Raw genomic sequence first — 17005 nt, 5'->3', positions numbered from 1 at the left:
TCGGGGTTGACCTCAGGGTTTGTACGTGTGTTCAACAGATTTGTACAAGCGTTCAATACGCTCGATGAACGCCCGTACCCCGCCCGTCAAACGCAGCGCCCACCGGGCCGCGGCCATCAACGCCGAGGCGGCCCGGCCCGACCGGCGCCACGCGATCCTGCTGGCGGCGGAAAAGCTTTTTGCGCAGCACGGCTATCACGCGGTCACCATTCGCCAGATTGCCGAGGAAGCAGGCGTGCCGCTGGCGCTGGTGGGCTACTACTTCGGGCCGAAGCACGAGCTCTTTCATGCCATCTTCGAGCACTGGAGCCACTCCATCGAGCAGCGGCTCGCAGGCCTCAAGGCGGTGAACAACGACCCCGACGACGCACGCACGCTGCCGCGCATCATCGAGGCCTTCACCGGGCCGGTGCTGGCGCTGCGCGCGAGCGCCGAGGGCGAGTACTACGCGCTGCTGGTGGCGCGCGAGCTCTATCACGCCACCGAGGAAGCCGACCGCGTGCTGCGCGGCTACTTCGATCCGCTGGCCGAGGCGTATATCGACGCGCTGCATGTCGCGCTGCCGCATGCCACGCGCGGCCAGGCTGCCTGGGGCTACCAGTTCTCGCTCGGTGCGCTGCTTCACCACCTGAACGACAGCCGCATCGAACGGCTTTCGCGCGGAGAGAACCAGCGCAGCGATCCGGCCGTGGCGCCGATGCTCGTGAATTTCATTGTCGGCGGGTTGCGTGCCGCGCTGCCGCGACCGAAGGCCTCGCAAAAGAAAACCACCCCCAGGAGACAAAAGACATGATGAAACGACGAACCCTGCTGTCGGTGCTGGCCGCCGCATCGGCCGCCACGGCCCTGCCTTCGCGTGCGCAGCCGAACCCGAAGATCGTGTTCGGCTACACCGCCGTGTCCGACTTCGCCTCGGTCTTCGTGGCCGCCGAAGAGGGCTATTTCAAGAAGCGCAATCTCGAGGTGGAGCTCAAGTTCATTCCGCTCAACTCCACCATTCCCGCGGCGCTGCAGTCCGACTCGCTGCAGATCGGCGGGCCCACGCCTTCGGTGTTTCTGCAGGCGGTGGACGGCGGGCTCGACCTGGTGCTGGTCGCGGGCGGCGGGCTCACCTCGAAGACGATCACGGGCTTCGGCCTGGTGGCCCGCGCCGGCTCGGGCATCAAGGGGCCGCAGGACTGCGTGGGCAAGAAGATCGGTGTGCCCGGGCTCGGCGCGTTTCTGCACGTGACGTTTCGGGCCTGGCTCAAGGACAGCGGCGTGGACTACCGCAAGGTCAACTTCGTCGAGGCCTCGTTCCCGCAGCACGCCGACCTGCTGCGCGGCGGCTCGGTCGATGCGGTGGTGTCGGCCGACCCGTTCATGAGCCGCATCACCGAAAGCGGCGCGGGGTACGTGGCTTCGTATTACTCCACGTTCCTGCCGGAGAACAACCAGACCATCGTGCATGCGGCCAAGCGCGAGTGGGTGGCAAAGAACCCGGGCGCCGCGCGCGCGTTCCGCGAATCTCTGGTCGAGGCCGCGGCCTTCATGCAGCAGCCGAAGAACGATGCCAAGGTGCGCGCCGCCATCGGCAAGTACATCAAGCTGCCGCCCGAGGTGCTCGCGAAGATCCAGATCTCGCCGCCAGGCGCCACGGTGAACGAGAAGCAACTGGGCTACTGGGTCGGCCTGATGAAGGACCAGGACATGCTGAAGACCCCCATCGACGTCGCGAAGTTGATCGCCAAGTGAACGCTGCCGTCGACTTCCTTCGCTTCGACGGCGTCGCGATCCGGCTCGGCGGGCGCGAGATTCTGTCGCCCACCTCGTTCGATGTGGCGCGTGGCGAGTTCGTCTGCATCGTCGGCCCGAGCGGCTGCGGCAAGACGACGCTGCTGCGCGCGGCCAGCGGCCTCGTCACCGCCAGTGCCGGCGAAGTGCGCCGCAACGGCGTGAAGATGACCGAGCCTTCGCGCGAAGTCGCGTTCGTGTTCCAGGACTACGGCCGTGCATTGCTGCCGTGGCGCACGGTCGAAGGCAACGTGAGCCTGGCGCTCGAAGCGGCCGGCGTGCCTGCTGCAGAGCGCGCGCCGCGCATCGCCGACGTGCTGGGCAAGGTCGGCCTTGCGAAGCATGCGCAGAAATTTCCGGCGCAGCTTTCGGGCGGCATGCAGCAGCGGGCGCAGATTGCCCGCTGCCTGGCGCAGAAGCCCGAGCTGATGATGATGGACGAACCCTTCGGCGCGCTCGATGCGCTCACGCGCCAGAGCCTGCAGGACGAACTGGCGCGGCTGGTGCGCGACGACGGGCTGACGGTGCTGTTCGTCACGCACGACCTGGAAGAAGCCATCTACCTCGGTGACCGCGTGATCGCGCTGCAAGCCAACCCCGGATCGGGGCGGCCCAGCCTGGCGCGAATGATCGACGTGAAGATTCCGCGACCGCGCGACCAGCTCACGACCAAGGAGCATCCGGAGTATCTGCGGCTGCGGCGCGAGCTTTTCGCCTTCATCGAGCAAGGCCATGACTGAGAGCCGCCTGCTTCGTTGGATGCGGCCGTGGGTATTTCCTGCGTTGCTCATCGGCGCGTTCGAGTGGTATGCGCGGCGTGCGGCGGCACTGGGCAGCGATGCGCTCGCGCCACCGAGTGCCGCAGCAAAGGCCTTCGTGGGCGCGGCACTCGATGGTTCGCTCTGGCAGGCCACGGGCTTCACGCTCGGCACGGCCGCGCTCGGCCTGCTGCTGGGCGCGGTGTTCGGCATCGCACTCGGCCTGGTGCTCGGACTCTCGCACCGCGCGGCGCAGCTCGGTTCGCTTTCCATCGAAGTGCTGCGGCCCGTGCCCTCGGTCGCGCTGATTCCGCTCGCCATGCTGACCTTCGGCTTCGGCGTGCGCATGGAGTTGGCCATCGTCGCCTTCGCCACCTTCTGGCCGCTGCTGGTGCTGGTGCAATCGGCGGTGCAGCAGATCGAGCCCCGGCTGCTCGAAGTGAGCCGCGTGCTCGGCCTCTCGGCGCGCGAGCGCGCCTTCAAGATCGTGCTGCCGGCCATCGTGCCGCGCCTGTTCGTCGCGCTGCGGCTCGGCGTCGCGGTGGCGCTGGTGGTGGCCGTCACGGTGGAGATTGCGGCCAACCCCAACGGCATGGGCTACGCGATGATGATCGCGCAGCAGAGCTTCGACCCCGCGCTGATGCTCGCGTGGCTCGGCTGGATCGGCGTGGTGGGCTTTGCGGTCAACGCGGGCATGGTGGCGCTGCAGCGCGCGGTCGCGCGGCGCATGGGGGTGCAGCCATGAACGGCAATGCCCAACGCCGCCTTGGCATGATGAACTGGCTCGGTTCGTTCGCCGTGCTGTGCGCGCTCATTGCGCTCTGGTGGGTTGCGAGCAACGCGGGCTGGGTGAGCCGCGTGTTCCTGCCGACACCGCAAGCCACCTTCGCGAGCCTGCTCGAAGGGCTCAATCTCTCGGGCAGTTCGGGCAACGGCGAGCTGCTTGCCTTCACGCAGGCCACGGTCGGCCGCATGGTGCAGGGCTGGCTGCTGGCCTCGCTGTTCGGGGTGGTGCTGGGTGCGGCCATCGGCGTGTCGCCCGCGGTGCGCGCGTGGGTGCAGCCGACGCTCGAATTCATTCGCCCCCTGCCCGCGTCGGCGCTGCTGCCGCTTGCCATTTCGATCTTCGGCCTGAACCCCGGCATGGTGCTGTTCGTGGTGGCGTTCGGCGCAATGTGGCCGGTGCTGCTGGCCACGGTGCACGGTTTCGCGGCGGTGGAGCCGCGCTTGTCGGAAGTGGCACGCTGCCTGCAGATGTCGCGCGCCGCGTACATCTGGAAGATGGGCCTGCCCAACGCCATGCCCGACATCCTGGCCGGCATGCGGCTCGCACTGACCATTGCACTCATCGTCGCGGTGGTGGGCGAAATGATCGCTTCGCAAAGCGGGCTGGGCCAGGCCATTCTTCTCGCGGCGCGCGCGTTTCGCGCCAGCGACCTTTTCGCCGGCATCGTGCTGCTCGGGCTCATCGGCTTCATGAGCAACGCGCTGCTGGCTTTCGCCGAGAAGCGGCTGCTGCGCTGGCAGCAGCCCTGAACCCTTCACGCCAACATCAATACTCACAAGGAGCCCCGCCATGCCACGCAAGTTCGTCGACCTCTCGATCTTTCTCGAAAACGATGTGCTCTCCGATCCGCCCGCCTTCGCGCCGAAGATCCAGTACTTCACGCACGAGCAGACCTACGAGCAGATCGAGCCCTTCTTCCCCGGTTTGAAGAAGGAAGACCTGCCCGACGGCGAAGGCTGGGCCGTGGAACTGGTGCAGCTTTCCACGCACAACGGCACGCACCTCGACGCGCCCTATCACTTCCACTCCACCATGGACAAGGCGCTGGGCGAGAAGAAGCCGGCCATTGCCATTCACGAGGTGCCGCTCGAATGGTGCTTTCAGCCGGGCGTGAAGCTCGACTTCCGCCACTTTGCCGACGGCTATGTGGTCACGGCCGACGACGTGGAGGCCGAGCTCAAGCGCATCGGCCACACGCTGAGCCCGCTGGAGATCGTGGTGGTGAACACGCGCGCGGGTTCGCGCTACGGCCACCCCGACTACGTGTCGGCCGGCGCGGGCATGGGCTATGAAGCCACCATGTACCTGCTGGAGCGCGGCGTGCGCCTCACGGGCACCGACGCATGGAGCTGGGACGCGCCCTTTGTGCACACCGCCAAGAAGTACGGCGAGACGCACGACGCCTCGCTGATCTGGGAAGGCCACAAGGCCGGGCGTGACATCGGCTACTGCCACATCGAGAAGCTGCACAACCTCGAGGTGCTGCCGCCCACGGGCTTCTTCATCAGCTGCTTTCCGCACAAGATCCGCGGCGCATCGGCGGGCTGGACGCGCGCGGTCGCGATCTTCGACGATGCGCTGATGGCGTCGGTCTGAACCCGGGGCACCGAGACCCATGATTGCGCTCAACCACACGCACGACGCCGGCGCCAGGAGCTGGATCGACACGGCCAACGCCGCAGGAACCGACTTCCCGATCCAGAACCTGCCGTACGCGATGTTCCGCCGCATGGGCAGCCCGGAGCCGTTTCGCGGCGGCATAGCCATTGGCGACCAGGTGCTCGACATGGCGGCGCTTTCCGCGCGCCAGTTGCTCGACGGGCTCGCACTCGATGCGGCCCGCGCCGCCGCGCTGCCGGCACTGAACGATTTCTTCGCGCTCGGCGGCGCCGCATGGCAGGCGCTGCGCCACGCGGTGTTCGCCCTGCTGCGGGGCGACGCGCCGGAAGCCACAGTGCGCGCCGTGCGCGAATGCCTGGTGCCGCAAGCCGAGGTCGAATACACCGTGCCCGCGCGCATCGGCGACTACACCGACTTCTACACCTCCATCGATCACGCGCTCAACATCAGCCGGCTGATGAACCCCGATGGGGACGTGACGCCCAACTTCCGCTGGATTCCCACGGCGTACCACGGGCGCGTGTCGACCATCGGCGTGAGCGGCCAGCGCTTTCATCGCCCGATGGGGCAGACGATGGCGCCGGGCGCCAAGGCGCCGACGTACCACGCCTGCGCGCGGCTCGACTACGAGCTCGAGCTGGGCGTGTGGATCGGCGAAGGCAATGCGGCCGGCGAGCCCATTCCGCTCGCGCATGCGGAAGAGCACATCTTCGGCATCTGCCTGCTCAACGACTGGTCGGCGCGCGACATCCAGTTCTGGGAAATGGCGCCGCTCGGGCCTTTTCTTGCAAAGAACTTCGCGACCACCGTCTCGCCGTGGATCGTGACGATGGAAGCGCTGGCGCCGTATCGCCAGGCCTGGACGCGGCCCGCGAACGAGCCCCAGCCGCTCGACTACCTGGAAAGCGAAGCGAACCGCGAAAGCGGCGCCATCGACATCCGGCTCGAGGTCTGGCTCGAAAGCGGGAAGGCGCGGAGCGACAAGAGCGGCCCTTCCCGCCTGTCGCGCACGAGCTTCAAGCACCAATACTGGAGCGTCGCGCAGATGGTCGCGCACCACACCGTGGGCGGCTGCAGCCTGAACCCGGGCGACCTGTTCGGCAGCGGGACCATCTCGGGGCCGGGGCCCGGCGAGGCCGGCGCCATCATCGAGCTGACGCGTGCCGCGCAAAGCCCGGTCACGCTGGCCAACGGCGAACAGCGCGGCTTTCTGGAAGACGGCGATGCGGTGCTGCTGCGCGGCTGGTGCGAGAAGCCGGGGCATGCGCGCATCGGGTTCGGCGAAAGCCGCGGGACGGTGTTGCCGGCGAAGGGCTGAACACGCGTTCCAAAAGAAAAGGCCACCGGTAAGGTGGCCTTTTGCATGAAATGTGGAGCGGGAAAAGAGTCTCGAACTCTCGACCTCAACCTTGGCAAGGTTGCGCTCTACCAACTGAGCTATTCCCGCATTTCAGGAGTCGAATTATAGAGGGATTTTGGGGCCGTTTCGGCGGGGTCAGGTTTCGAACACCAACGACCTGTGCAGCGACACCCCCGCCATCACGCCGTCGGCGGACGCCAGCGTGGCGTTGTGCATCAGCATGGCCGCGTCGCCCGCGGCGAACACGCCGGGCACAGTGGTCATCTTCATCGCGTCGGTGCGGATGATCGGGCCGAACGGGCCATCGTCGAAAGCGCAACCCAGGTGTTCGGCCAGCGGGCTGCCCGGGCGTGTGCGAGGCGCCAGAAACAGCGCATCGAGCGGCACGAGGCGGCCGCCTTCGAGGCGCACGGCGGACAGCTCCTGCCCCGGCCCTTCCAGCGCCGCGATGCGCCCCGGCTCGATGGCCACGCCGCGCGCCTGCAGCTTGGTGCGTACTTCGTCGTCGACCGTGTTGCTGCCGTTCAGGAACAAGGTGGCTGGGCCCCACTCTGCAATCAGCATCGCGTGCTCTGGCGCGTGCGGGCTCTCGAGCAGGATGCCCAATTGCCGGCCGCTGAATTCATAGCCGTGGCAATAAGGGCAGTGCAGCACGCTGGTGCCCCATCGTTCGCGCACGCCGGCGATGTCCGGAAAGCCGTCTTGCACGCCGAACGCCAGAACGATCCTGCCCGCCGACAGCTGCTGGCCGCCGCCCAGCGACGCGGTGAATCCGTCAGTTCCATCGGCGTGGGCGCCCACCACGCTGCCCTCGATGAAGGTGACGTTCGGGTACGCGAGCACCTTGGCGCGCGCATCGGCAATCATCTTCAGCGGCGGCGTGCCGTCCTGGCCGAAGAAGCCGTGCGAGGCGGCGGCAAAGCGATTGCGCGGCGCGCCCGCATCGACCACGCACACCTTCTTGCGCGCACGGGCAAGCTGCATCGCAGCGGAGAGGCCGGCAAAACTGCCGCCCACGACAAGAGCGTCATAGCGCATGTTCGATGTCCTTGTGAGTGAAGCCGCCGCCCGTCATGCGGCGATGAAAGTCCTTCGAGAGATCGGCCAACGTGATGCTGTTGAAACGCTTGAGCAGCAAAGCCTCGGCTTCCTCGCAGGCGCCGTCGAGCGCCGCATTCACCGCCTGCTCGACCACGCAGCCGGGGCTTTCGGTGCGGTTGCCCATGGCCAGCAGCGCGGGCGAACCGACGGCGTTGTGGATGTCGCCCAGCGTGACCGCGGCCAGCGAGCACGACAGCACCCATCCGCCGCCATGGCCCTTGGCCGAGCTCACGAAGCCCGCTTGGCGCAGGCCGGCCATGACTCGTCGCACCACGACCGGATTGGTGTGCATCGCCACGGCCAGCGATTCGGACGTGGCGGGCCCGTCCATCTCGGCCATGTGCAGCAGCACGTGAAGAACTGCGGAAAGCTTGCTGTCTCGTTTCATGCAACATTATTAGTTGCATGACTTTCCGGACGCCGGAGAGGAGATCGATTGGCCCTACCGGCAAAACGGTCGTGCGTCTGCCTGCTGATTTGTTGCACGCCGTTTTACGAAGCGGAATGCGCGGCCTAACGCACGAGCCCCTGTTTTCGCCGACGGAGGTGTCCCACGCGAGCGAGCGGCTGCTTCGCACACGGCGACATAGGCCGACGTGGTCACGGTAGCGACCGAACTGGCCCAAAGCCGGTTCTGGTCATCCGACCATTCACTCGAAAGGAAAAGTTACCTATGAAGCAGCAACAACACAAGTCCATCATCGTCGGCGCCTTGCTGGCAAGCCTGCTCGCAATGAGCGGCTTCGCACAGGCACAAGGCGTAGGCGTCGGTGCAGGCGTGAATGCCGATGTCAACACGTCGGGCGCGGTCAAGACCGCGCCGGCCCAGGGAAGTGCAGGCGCAGGGGCAGGAACCGCCGCAACGGCCGGTACGTCCGCCAACGGCAATGCCAGCGGCGGCACCGGCAGCGCAGCGGGCGGCCTGGGCAACACGGTCGGGGGCGTGGTCGGTGGTGCAACGGGTGCCGTGGGCAATGCGACCAACACGGTCGGCGGTGCCACCGGGGCTGTGAGCGGTGCCACGGGCGCCGTGGGTGGCGCAACCAATGCGGCGGGCGGTGTGACCAACACGGTCGGCGGCACGCTGAACAGCGCGACGGGTGCGGTGGGTTCGGCCGGCGGGGCGGTGAAGCCTTCGGGCACCGGCGTGGGCGCCAAGGCCAGCGGCAAGGCCAAGGGCTCGGGCGCCGTCGACCTCACGAAGTAAGGTACTTCGGCTGTAGTGGCCCGCAAGTAACGGCCACGGAAGCCCGCAGCGCTCGCGCGTTGCGGGCTTTTTTTCACGGAACGTCAGCCGGTTGCTTCGAGCCTGAAAAGACTCGTCACTTCCACATCGAGCACCATCAGCTCGCGCTGGTTGAAGAGCCGCCAACGCCAGCGCAAGATGCCGAGCGTGGGCCGCTTCTCGGAGCGCCGCACCTCGATGACGTCGGCCACGAGCCGCAAGGCATCGCCTGGCCGCACCGGATGAGGCCAGCGCACATGCTCGAGCCCCGGCGATGCGAATGACTCCGAGCCCCTGAGCGCGGCATCGACCACGAGACGCATGGCGATGGAACAGGTGTGCCACCCGCTCGCGATGAGTCCGCCAAAGGCGCTGTCCGCTGCGGCCTCGGGATCGGTGTGAAACCATTGCGGGTCGTACGCTTGCGCAAACCCGATCAGCTCGGCTTCGGAAACGACATAGGGCCCGGCCTCGATGGCCTGGCCCGCATGGAAGTCGGCGAACTGCATTCGCCGCAGCTTAGTACGTTTCGAGGTGCAAGCGGCCTTCGCGCTTCAATGCGGCACCCACGGTGTCCCAGTCGAGTCCGGCTTCCTTTGCGACGTCGCGCAATGCGAGCACCACGCCTTCTTCCATGCTCTTGAGGCCGCACACGTAGAAGTGGCTCGCACCGTCTTTCAGCAGCGCAGCCAGGTCGGCGGCGCGCTCGCGCATCAGGTCCTGCACGTAGCGCTTGGGGCTTCCCGGCGTGCGCGAGAACGCGAGGTTGATGTCGATGAAGTCCTTGGGCAACGACTGCAGCGGGCCGAAGTACGGCAGCTCCTGCTGGGTGCGCGCACCGAAGAACAGCATGAGCTTGCCGCCTTCGAACTTGCCGCTCTTGCGCAGGCGCCGGCGCCATTCGGTCATGGCGCGCATGGGTGCGCTGCCGGTGCCGGTGCAGATCATCACGATGTGCGACTTGGGGTGGTTCGGCATCAGGAACGAGGAACCGAAGGGCCCCACCACCTGCACCGTATCGCCCACCTTCAGGTCGCAGACGTAGTTGGAGCACACGCCGCGCACCGGGTCGCCCTGGTGGTCTTCGGTCACGCGTTTCACAGTGAGCGACACGTTGTTGTAGCCGGGCCGCTCGCCGTTGCGCGGGCTGGCCACGGAGTACTGGCGCGCATGGTGGCGTTTGCCGATGGCATCGACACCCGGCGGAACGATGCCGATCGACTGGCCTTCGAGCACCGGGAACGGCACCACGCCGAAGTCGAGCACGATGTGGTGCGTCTCGCTGTCGAAACCGGCCTCGGTGCAGTTGAAGTTGCCGACCACGGTGGCGGTGGTCGGCGTCTTCGGCGGAAAGAGGTTGGTGTAGGCGTGCGCGGCCGACCAGGGCGGTACGGTAGCGCCATATTGGGCCGAATTGAAGACCGGCTCGACGGATTCGGCGGCGGCCTGCGCTTGCGTCAGCGCGGGCGCGGCAGCCGGCGCGGCTTCGTCGCTGCTGTCGGCGGCTACGCCAGCGGCTTCCAGCTCTTCGGGCGAGAGCTCCGCGGGCAGCGATTCCCAGGTGAACTGCTCTTCAATGGAGTAGGCGCGCACCACCGGCATCGTGCGCCAGTTGTCGATCGAGCCCGTGGGGCATGGCGAGATGCAGGCCATGCAGCCATTGCAGATGTCCGCGCGAACGACGTAATTGTTGTCGTCGTGCGTGATCGCGTTGACGGGGCAGGTGGCCTCGCAAGTGTTGCAGCGGATGCAGATCTCGGGGTCGATCAGGTGCTGCTTGATGACCCCGGCTTCAACGGCCATGTCCATGTTGTTCTCCTAACCTGAAGCCCTCCCCTTCCGGGGGAGGGTTGGGTGGGGGCACGCGGCGCTTGTCGTGGTCACGCCGCTTGCCCCCATCCCTGCCTTCCCCCAGAGGGGGAAGGAGCAATACCCAAATACCAATCAGCCGAAACGCACGTATTCGAAATCCACCGGCTGGCGGTTGATACCCATCACCGGCGGCGAGATCCAGCCGGCGAACTTGCCCGGCTCGACCACGCGCCCCATCAACGATGCCACGAAAGCAAAGTCTTCGGTGCTCGGCAGCCATTCGTTCTTCTTCGCGGCCCATTCGACCTCGTTCACCACGCGGCCTTCGGGCGACATCTTGATGCCGGCGAGCGCGCCGATCTGGCGGTTGAATGCCTTGTGCGGCACCACCAGGCGGGTCGGAATGCCGGCCTTCTCGAGCACCTTGTTCCAGCGGCCGACGCCGGCCACCGAGTCCTTGATGAAGTCGTCGCGCAGCACTTCGTTCAGCGCGTTGAGCATCGGCACGTCCTTTTCGAGGAGCTGGCCGTCCTTCACCTCGAGCACCTTGTAGGTCTGGCCCTTGAGGACGTGGTCGTCGCCTCGCTTGCCTTCTTCGTAGCGGCCCTTCAGGCCCGAGCTGTAGAAGATGGCGGCGTTGCTCGACTGGTCGGCGCCGAACAGGTCGATGGTCACGCTGTAGTGGAAGTTCAGGTAGCGCTGGATGGTGCCCAGGTCGATGGCACCGGCCGCGCGCACTTTCTGCGCGTCGTCGGTCTTCAGCTCGTTCATGACCTGCGCGGTGCGCGCCAGGACGCGCGACACGCCGCTTTCGCCCACGAACATGTGGTGCGCTTCTTCGGTGAGCATGAACTTCGTGGTGCGCGCGAGCGGATCGAAAGCGCTCTCGGCCAGGGCCGAGAGCTGGAACTTGCCGTCGCGGTCGGTGAAGTAGGTGAACATGAAGAACGCGAGCCAGTCGGGCGTGCGCTCGTTGAAGGCACCCAGGATGCGCGGGTTGTCCACGTCGCCCGAAGTGCGCTGCAAAAGCGCCTCGGCTTCTTCGCGGCCGTCGCGGCCGAAGTGCTTGTGCAGCAGGTAGACCATCGCCCACAGGTGGCGGCCTTCTTCCACGTTGATCTGGAACAGGTTGCGCAGGTCGTACATGCTCGGCGCCGTGAGGCCCAGGTGGCGCTGCTGCTCGACCGATGCAGGCTCGGTGTCGCCCTGCGTCACGATGATGCGGCGCAGGTTGGCGCGGTGTTCGCCGGGCACGTCCTGCCAGGCCTTCTCGCCCTTGTGGTCGCCGAAGTGGATCTCGCGGTTGGCGTCGCCCGGGTTAAGAAAAATGCCCCAGCGGTAGTCGCGCATCTTCACGTGGCCGAACTGCGCCCAGCCCTGCGGATCGACGCTCACGGCCGTACGCAGGTACACGTCGTAGTTGGTCGAGCCATCCGGACCCACGTCGTCCCACCAGTTGATGAAGTTGGGCTGCCAGCCTTCGAGCGCGCGCTGCAGCGTGCGGTCTTCGCCGAGGTTGACGTTGTTGGGGATCTTCTCGCTGTAGTTGATCGTGCTCATCGTTGTTCCTTGGGTTGTGCGGACTGCGGGTTCAAACGCGGTTCAAGTCGAAGCCGGCCTTTTCGCCGGTGCCGTAGACCTTGAGCGCGCCCTTTTCGCCGACGGCGTTGGGGCGGTTGAAGATCCAGTTCTGCCAGGCGGTGAGCCGGCCGAAGATGCGGGTGGCCATGTTCTCCTTGCTGGCGAAGCGCAGGTTGGCTTCCAGGCCGGTGAGCGCGTCGGGCGACATGGCGGCACGCTCTTCGATGACCATGCGGATCTCGTCGTCCCAGTCGATGTCGTCAGGCGCGGCGGTCACCAGGCCGAGCTTCAGTGCGTCGTCGGCGTCGAGCGGCTTGCCGGCCGCGGCGCGGGCGGCTTCGAGCGGAGGAGCTTCTTCATAGAAGCGGCGTTGCAGCCGGCTCTGGTCGTTCACCATCGGGAAAAAGCCGAAGTTGAACTCGTTGAGCGTGAGCCTGGGCGCGCGCTTGGCATCGTCGGGCAGCGCGAGCATGTAGGTGCGGTCGGCCGCAAAGGCCAGTTCGGCCAGCGTGCCGGCGAAGCAGGAGCCTGCTTCAACCAGGGCGAACAGGCTGCGCGACGACACGTCCAGGCGCGCCAGCGTGCGGCGCAGCGCGCCGATGGTTTCGCGCACGAGCCAGTGGTCCTTGTGGGCAAGCATCACGGCGTCCGATGCGAGCACGGCCTGTGCATCGCCTTCGGTCTTGAGCAGCCAGGTGCCGATGTCCAGCTCGTTGGTGCGCAGGTTGAGGATGGCGTCGTCGAGCTGGCGGCACATGGCGAGCGGCCACCAGGCGGCACCCGCGGCTTCGATGGCGGCGATGTCCGCGGGCTGGGTGCCGGTGGGCGCCTTGATGGTGATCGTGGCGGTGCGCTTGCTGCGGTCGATCTGGATGTCGACATGCGAGTAGCTGAGGCTGTCGGCGGTCTCGTTGCGCTCGAGACGCGTCAGCGCCACGCCCTTGCCGCCCGCGGGGCGATCGCTGCCGGCTGCGAGTTGCGAGGCGCGGTCCTGCACGGCGGCGGCGAACTGCGCCGGCTTGGCCACGGCATCGACCAGCCGCCACTCGACCGCGCGCTGGCCGCGCACGCCTTCGACGCTGGTGCAGAAGATGTCGGCGAGGTCATGGCGCACATGGCGCTTGTCGGTCACGCGGGTGAGGCCGCCGGTGCCGGGCAATACGCCGAGCAGCGGCACTTCGGGCAGCGACACGGCCGAGGAGCGGTCGTCCACCAGCAGGATTTCGTCGCAGGCCAGCGCCAGTTCGTAGCCGCCGCCGGCGCAGGCGCCGTTCACGGCTGCGATGAACTTCAGGCCCGAATGCTTCGACGTATCTTCGATGCCGTTGCGCGTCTCGTTGGTGAACTTGCAGAAGTTCACCTTCCAGGCGTGGCTCGACACGCCCAGCATGAAGATGTTGGCACCCGAACAGAAGATGCGGTCCTTGCCGCTGGTGACGATCACGCTGCGCACTTCGGGGTGCTCGAAGCGCACGCGGTTGAGCGCGTCGTTCAGCTCGATGTCCACGCCCAGGTCGTAGCTGTTGAGCTTGAGCTTGTAGCCGGGGCGAATGCCGCCGTCTTCCGCGATGTCGAGCACCAAGCGCGCCACGGCACCGTCGAAGCTGAGCTTCCAGTGCTTGTATTGCGTGGGTTCGATGCGGTAGTCGACGCGCGGGGGCGCCTGAAGGGTCGTGGTCTCGGTCATACGGAAGTCTCCTGTGGGCCAGATGCAAACCGGAAGAATAATGCATCTTCTGGTTCCGATGACATGCATCATGCTGCATGCAAACAGGCAAGTCAATGCCTGTATCGCTTTTTTTCAAAACTTCAGGTCAGGCGCCCAGGCCCATCGACTGGCGGGCGACGGCGCGCAGGGCCTGGAAGCTCTGCGCAAGGCTCTTGCCGCTGGTGTCCACGGAGAGATCGGCCTTCGAATAGAAGGCCGCGCGGCCGTTCAGGATGCGGCGCAGGTCTTCCATGGCTTCCTTGCTGGCGGCCATGGGGCGGGTGTCGCCCTGCGCGGCCACGCGGCCCATGTGCTCTTCGGGCGCGGCCTGCAGCCACACGGTGGTGCAGTGCGCGAGCAGTTCGTTGAAGGTGGCGGGGTCGGACACGATGCCGCCCGGCGTGGCAATGACCACCTCGCTGTAGATCTGGATGCTTTCCTCGAGCGCGCGGCGCTCGTAGCGGCGGTAGGCGTTGGTGCCGTACAGGTCGTGGATCTCGCGCACGCTGCAGCCCGCAAGCTTCTCGATCTCGCGGCTCAGTTCCACGAACGGCAGGTCGAGGTCGTCGGCCAGCATTTGCCCGAGCGTCGACTTGCCGGCGCCGCGCAGGCCCACGAGCGCAATGCGGCGGTGCCGCGCCGGATCGACCGAAGCCGTACCCAGCAGCTCGCCCAGCGCCAGGCGCACGCGGCGCAAGTCGGTTTCACTGCGGTTCTCGAGCAGCTCGCGAATCAGCAGCCACTCGGGCGAACTGGTGGTCACGTCGCCGACCAGTTCGGCCAGCGAGCAGTGCAGCGCACCCGCCACCTGCTGCAGCACCAGGATCGACGCATTGCCGATGCCGTATTCGAGATTGGCCAGGTGCCGCTCGGACACGCCGGCCGCAATGGCCACGGCCTTGCGCGTGAGGCCGCGCTGCGCGCGCAGGTTGCGCACGCGGTCGCCCAATGCGGCCAGCAATGGGTGCCTGGGCTCCCCGGCCGATGTGGCTGCTGCTGCGTTGTTGGCGTGGTTGCCATCGGGCGCGGTGGACAGCACCGCGTCTACATGCTCGTTCATGCAAGTCCTCGTTCTTGGCCGGGATTGTGCGCGCTCAGGGTAAACACCATATATGCACTATATTGCTTGACACCTGATGACTCGGTGCTTATTGTTCGACCACAAGCAAGATACTGCACGCGCAACGATCCTGCAATGTAGTTCATAAGTTCGCTGCGGCGCCACCCCTGCCAGCCAGCCTCCAAAAGGAAGCCCGCCAATGTCCAGCAAGGAAGCATTTCACCAGTTGATTGCCGGCCTGACCGCCGAAATTGCCGGCCGGCCGCTCGACGAACGACTCGACCAATGGCTGAACGCGACGCACGGCGCGGGCAGCGCCAGCTTTGAAAAGCTGCGCCAGGCCTGCATCGGCGGCGTGGCCGAAGGCTGGCTGTGCGAGCGCGAGGGCGGCGGCATTCGCTACGGCCGCGTGTTCAAGGCTGAAGACGCATTGCACCGCTTCTCTGTCGACGTGGTCGACATGCAGGACATCGCCGGGCCGCACCACACGCACCCGAATGGCGAGATCGACCTGATCATGCCGCTCGAAGGCAGTGCCGACGCCACCTTCGACGGCCGGCCCGCGGGCTGGTGCGTTTACGGCCCCGGCACCGCGCACCGTCCGACCGTGGCGCAAGGCCGCGCGCTCGTTCTCTACCTCTTGCCCGAAGGGCAGATCAAGTTCACCCCATGACCGAGCTCCTTTCCAATTACGTCGCAGGCCGCTGGCAAAGCGGATCGGGCGCCGGCACGCCTCTTTTCGACCCGGTGCTGGGCACCGAGCTCGCGCGCGTCGACGCCACCGGCCTCGACCTGCCCGCGGCCTTTGCCTTTGCACGCGAACAGGGCGGCAACGCGCTGCGCGCCCTCACCTACCGCCAGCGCGCGGCCTTGCTCGGCGCCGTCGTGAAGGTGCTGCAGGCCAACCGCGATGTCTATTACGAGATTGCGACGGCCAACTCCGGCACGGTGAAGAACGACTCGGCCGTCGACATCGACGGCGCGATCTTCACGCTCAGCCAGTACGCGAAATGGGGCGATGCGCTCGGCGACGTGCGCGCGCTGCGCGACGGCGACGCCGTCAAGCTCGGCAAGGAGCCGGTATTCCAGTCGCAGCACCTGCAGGTGCCGACGCACGGCGTGGCGCTCTTCATCAACGCCTTCAACTTCCCGTCGTGGGGGTTGTGGGAAAAGGCCGCGCCCGCGCTGCTCTCCGGCGTGCCCGTGATCGTGAAGCCCGCCACGGCCACCGCCTGGCTCACCCAACGCATGGTGAAGGACGTGGTCGATGCGGGCGTACTGCCCGCGGGTGCGCTCTCCATCATCTGCGGCAGTTCGGCCGGCCTGATGGATGCGCTGCAGCCCTTCGACGTGGCCTCGTTCACCGGCTCGGCCGAAACCGCGGCGCTGATCCGCTCGCACCCCGCTGTCATCGAGCACTCGGTGCGCGTGAACATCGAGGCCGACAGCCTCAACAGCGCCCTGCTGCTGCCCGGCGCCGCGGCCGGCAGCGACGCCTTCAACCTGCTCGTGCGCGAAGTGGTGCGCGAGATGACGGTGAAGTCGGGCCAGAAGTGCACCGCCATCCGCCGCATCCTCGTGCCGGCCGAGGTGTACGAAGCCGCGGCCGAGGCCATTGGCGCCAAGCTCAAGGGCGTGACGGTGGGCAACCCGCGCAACGAGAGCGTGCGCATGGGTTCGCTCGTGAGCCGCGCGCAGTTGAACGCGGTGAGCGAGGGCCTGGAAGCGCTGTCCACGCAGACCACCGTGCTGTACGACGGCCGCAACACGCCGCTGATCGACGCCGAGCCGGCCGTGGCCGCCTGCATCGGCCCCGTGCTGCTGGGCGCGCGCGATGCCGACGCGGCGCAGCGCGTGCACGACATCGAAGTGTTCGGCCCTGTCGCCACGCTGCTGCCCTACCGCGATATCGCACACGGCATCGCGCTGGCGCATCGCGGCCAGGGTTCGCTGGTGACGTCTCTCTACGGCAGCGACGACGCGGCACTGGCGCAAACCGCTGTGGCCGTCGCACCGGGCCACGGCCGCGTGCACGTGGTCACGCCCGAGGTCGCGCAGGCCCACACCGGCCATGGCAACGTGATGCCGATGTCGCTGCACGGCGGCCCGGGCCGCGCGGGCGGCGGCGCCGAACTCGGCGGACTGCGCGCGCTGGACTTCTATCATCGCCGCAGCGCGGTGCAAGCGAGCCCTGCCGTGCTCGCGCAGCTCGGCCTCTGA

Annotated in this window: 17 protein-coding genes and 1 tRNA gene; 10 read left to right on the top strand and 8 right to left on the bottom strand. The window is 67.0% G+C overall.

Translation table 11 applies throughout. From position 1 onward, the window contains the following. Positions 1 to 64: 64 nt before the first annotated feature. From ABIC94_RS02535 to fahA, 7 genes are read left to right on the top strand one after another with little or no spacing between them, the layout of a single operon-like run. Complete coding sequence (locus ABIC94_RS02535) at positions 65 to 793, top strand: TetR family transcriptional regulator (RefSeq protein ID WP_354371091.1); 729 nt, start codon at positions 65 to 67, stop codon at positions 791 to 793. Next, the gene (locus ABIC94_RS02530) at positions 790 to 1734 is read left to right on the top strand and encodes an ABC transporter substrate-binding protein (RefSeq protein ID WP_354371090.1); all 945 of its coding nucleotides are present in this window, start codon (positions 790 to 792) and stop codon (positions 1732 to 1734) included. The genes ABIC94_RS02535 and ABIC94_RS02530 overlap by 4 nt, the downstream gene beginning before the upstream one ends. Next, a complete protein-coding gene (locus tag ABIC94_RS02525; protein WP_354371089.1) occupies positions 1731 to 2513 on the top strand; it encodes an ABC transporter ATP-binding protein in 783 nt (260 codons plus the stop codon). The genes ABIC94_RS02530 and ABIC94_RS02525 overlap by 4 nt, the downstream gene beginning before the upstream one ends. Further along, positions 2506 to 3276: an ABC transporter permease gene (locus tag ABIC94_RS02520; RefSeq protein WP_354371088.1), complete on the top strand. Its 771-nt coding sequence runs from the start codon at positions 2506 to 2508 to the stop codon at positions 3274 to 3276. Before ABIC94_RS02525 ends, ABIC94_RS02520 begins: the two co-directional genes overlap by 8 nt. Beyond that, on the top strand, positions 3273 to 4067 hold the full coding sequence (locus ABIC94_RS02515; protein ID WP_354371087.1) for an ABC transporter permease: 795 nt from the start codon (positions 3273 to 3275) through the stop codon (positions 4065 to 4067). Before ABIC94_RS02520 ends, ABIC94_RS02515 begins: the two co-directional genes overlap by 4 nt. 40 nt (positions 4068 to 4107) lie before the next feature. After that, positions 4108 to 4914: a cyclase family protein gene (locus ABIC94_RS02510; RefSeq protein WP_354371086.1), complete on the top strand. Its 807-nt coding sequence runs from the start codon at positions 4108 to 4110 to the stop codon at positions 4912 to 4914. 19 nt (positions 4915 to 4933) lie between these two features. Continuing rightward, on the top strand, positions 4934 to 6256 hold the full coding sequence (gene fahA, locus ABIC94_RS02505; protein ID WP_354371085.1) for a fumarylacetoacetase: 1323 nt from the start codon (positions 4934 to 4936) through the stop codon (positions 6254 to 6256). 53 nt (positions 6257 to 6309) lie between these two features. Here the strand turns inward: fahA and ABIC94_RS02500 are convergent. The 3 genes from ABIC94_RS02500 to ABIC94_RS02490 form a co-directional block, all read right to left on the bottom strand. Then, positions 6310 to 6385, bottom strand: a tRNA-Gly gene (locus ABIC94_RS02500). 48 nt (positions 6386 to 6433) lie between these two features. Continuing rightward, positions 6434 to 7336 carry an NAD(P)/FAD-dependent oxidoreductase gene (locus tag ABIC94_RS02495; protein ID WP_354371083.1) on the bottom strand — a complete coding sequence of 301 codons (903 nt, stop codon included), beginning with the start codon at positions 7334 to 7336 and terminating at the stop codon, positions 6434 to 6436. Further along, positions 7326 to 7787, bottom strand: coding sequence for an RrF2 family transcriptional regulator (locus ABIC94_RS02490; RefSeq protein WP_354371082.1), 462 nt, complete (start codon positions 7785 to 7787; stop codon positions 7326 to 7328). Before ABIC94_RS02490 ends, ABIC94_RS02495 begins: the two co-directional genes overlap by 11 nt. 285 nt (positions 7788 to 8072) lie before the next feature. Between ABIC94_RS02490 and ABIC94_RS02485 the strand changes: the two genes are divergently transcribed. Then, on the top strand, positions 8073 to 8606 hold the full coding sequence (locus ABIC94_RS02485) for an adhesin (RefSeq protein WP_354371081.1): 534 nt from the start codon (positions 8073 to 8075) through the stop codon (positions 8604 to 8606). A gap of 83 nt (positions 8607 to 8689) precedes the next feature. Here ABIC94_RS02485 and ABIC94_RS02480 read toward each other — a convergent pair whose 3' ends face one another. From ABIC94_RS02480 to ABIC94_RS02460, 5 genes are all read right to left on the bottom strand, one after another. After that, positions 8690 to 9133, bottom strand: a complete 444-nt coding sequence (locus tag ABIC94_RS02480) for a MaoC family dehydratase (protein ID WP_354371080.1) — start codon at positions 9131 to 9133, stop codon at positions 8690 to 8692. 10 nt (positions 9134 to 9143) lie between these two features. Further along, positions 9144 to 10433, bottom strand: a complete 1290-nt coding sequence (gene boxA, locus ABIC94_RS02475; RefSeq protein ID WP_354371079.1) for a benzoyl-CoA 2,3-epoxidase subunit BoxA — start codon at positions 10431 to 10433, stop codon at positions 9144 to 9146. A gap of 135 nt (positions 10434 to 10568) precedes the next feature. Continuing rightward, a complete protein-coding gene (gene boxB, locus ABIC94_RS02470) occupies positions 10569 to 11996 on the bottom strand; it encodes a benzoyl-CoA 2,3-epoxidase subunit BoxB (protein WP_354371078.1) in 1428 nt (475 codons plus the stop codon). 31 nt (positions 11997 to 12027) lie between these two features. Then, on the bottom strand, positions 12028 to 13704 hold the full coding sequence (gene boxC, locus ABIC94_RS02465; protein WP_354371076.1) for a 2,3-epoxybenzoyl-CoA dihydrolase: 1677 nt from the start codon (positions 13702 to 13704) through the stop codon (positions 12028 to 12030). Between the two features lie 127 nt (positions 13705 to 13831). Further along, on the bottom strand, positions 13832 to 14785 hold the full coding sequence (locus ABIC94_RS02460) for a helix-turn-helix transcriptional regulator (protein ID WP_354371075.1): 954 nt from the start codon (positions 14783 to 14785) through the stop codon (positions 13832 to 13834). A gap of 199 nt (positions 14786 to 14984) precedes the next feature. On the opposite strand from ABIC94_RS02460, the gene ABIC94_RS02455 reads away from it, so the two are divergent. Together ABIC94_RS02455 and ABIC94_RS02450 are read left to right on the top strand one after the other, a co-directional pair. Beyond that, positions 14985 to 15458 (top strand): 4-hydroxylaminobenzoate lyase, encoded by a 474-nt coding sequence (locus tag ABIC94_RS02455; RefSeq protein ID WP_354371073.1) that lies wholly within the window; start codon positions 14985 to 14987, stop codon positions 15456 to 15458. Beyond that, a complete protein-coding gene (locus tag ABIC94_RS02450; protein ID WP_354371072.1) occupies positions 15455 to 17005 on the top strand; it encodes a 3,4-dehydroadipyl-CoA semialdehyde dehydrogenase in 1551 nt (516 codons plus the stop codon). Before ABIC94_RS02455 ends, ABIC94_RS02450 begins: the two co-directional genes overlap by 4 nt.

This window comes from Variovorax paradoxus, assembly GCF_040544635.1.
Taxonomy (GTDB): Bacteria; Pseudomonadota; Gammaproteobacteria; order Burkholderiales; family Burkholderiaceae_C; genus Variovorax; species Variovorax paradoxus_R.
Note: the sequence above shows the minus strand (reverse complement) of the source record. Positions and strands in the feature narration are given on the sequence as shown.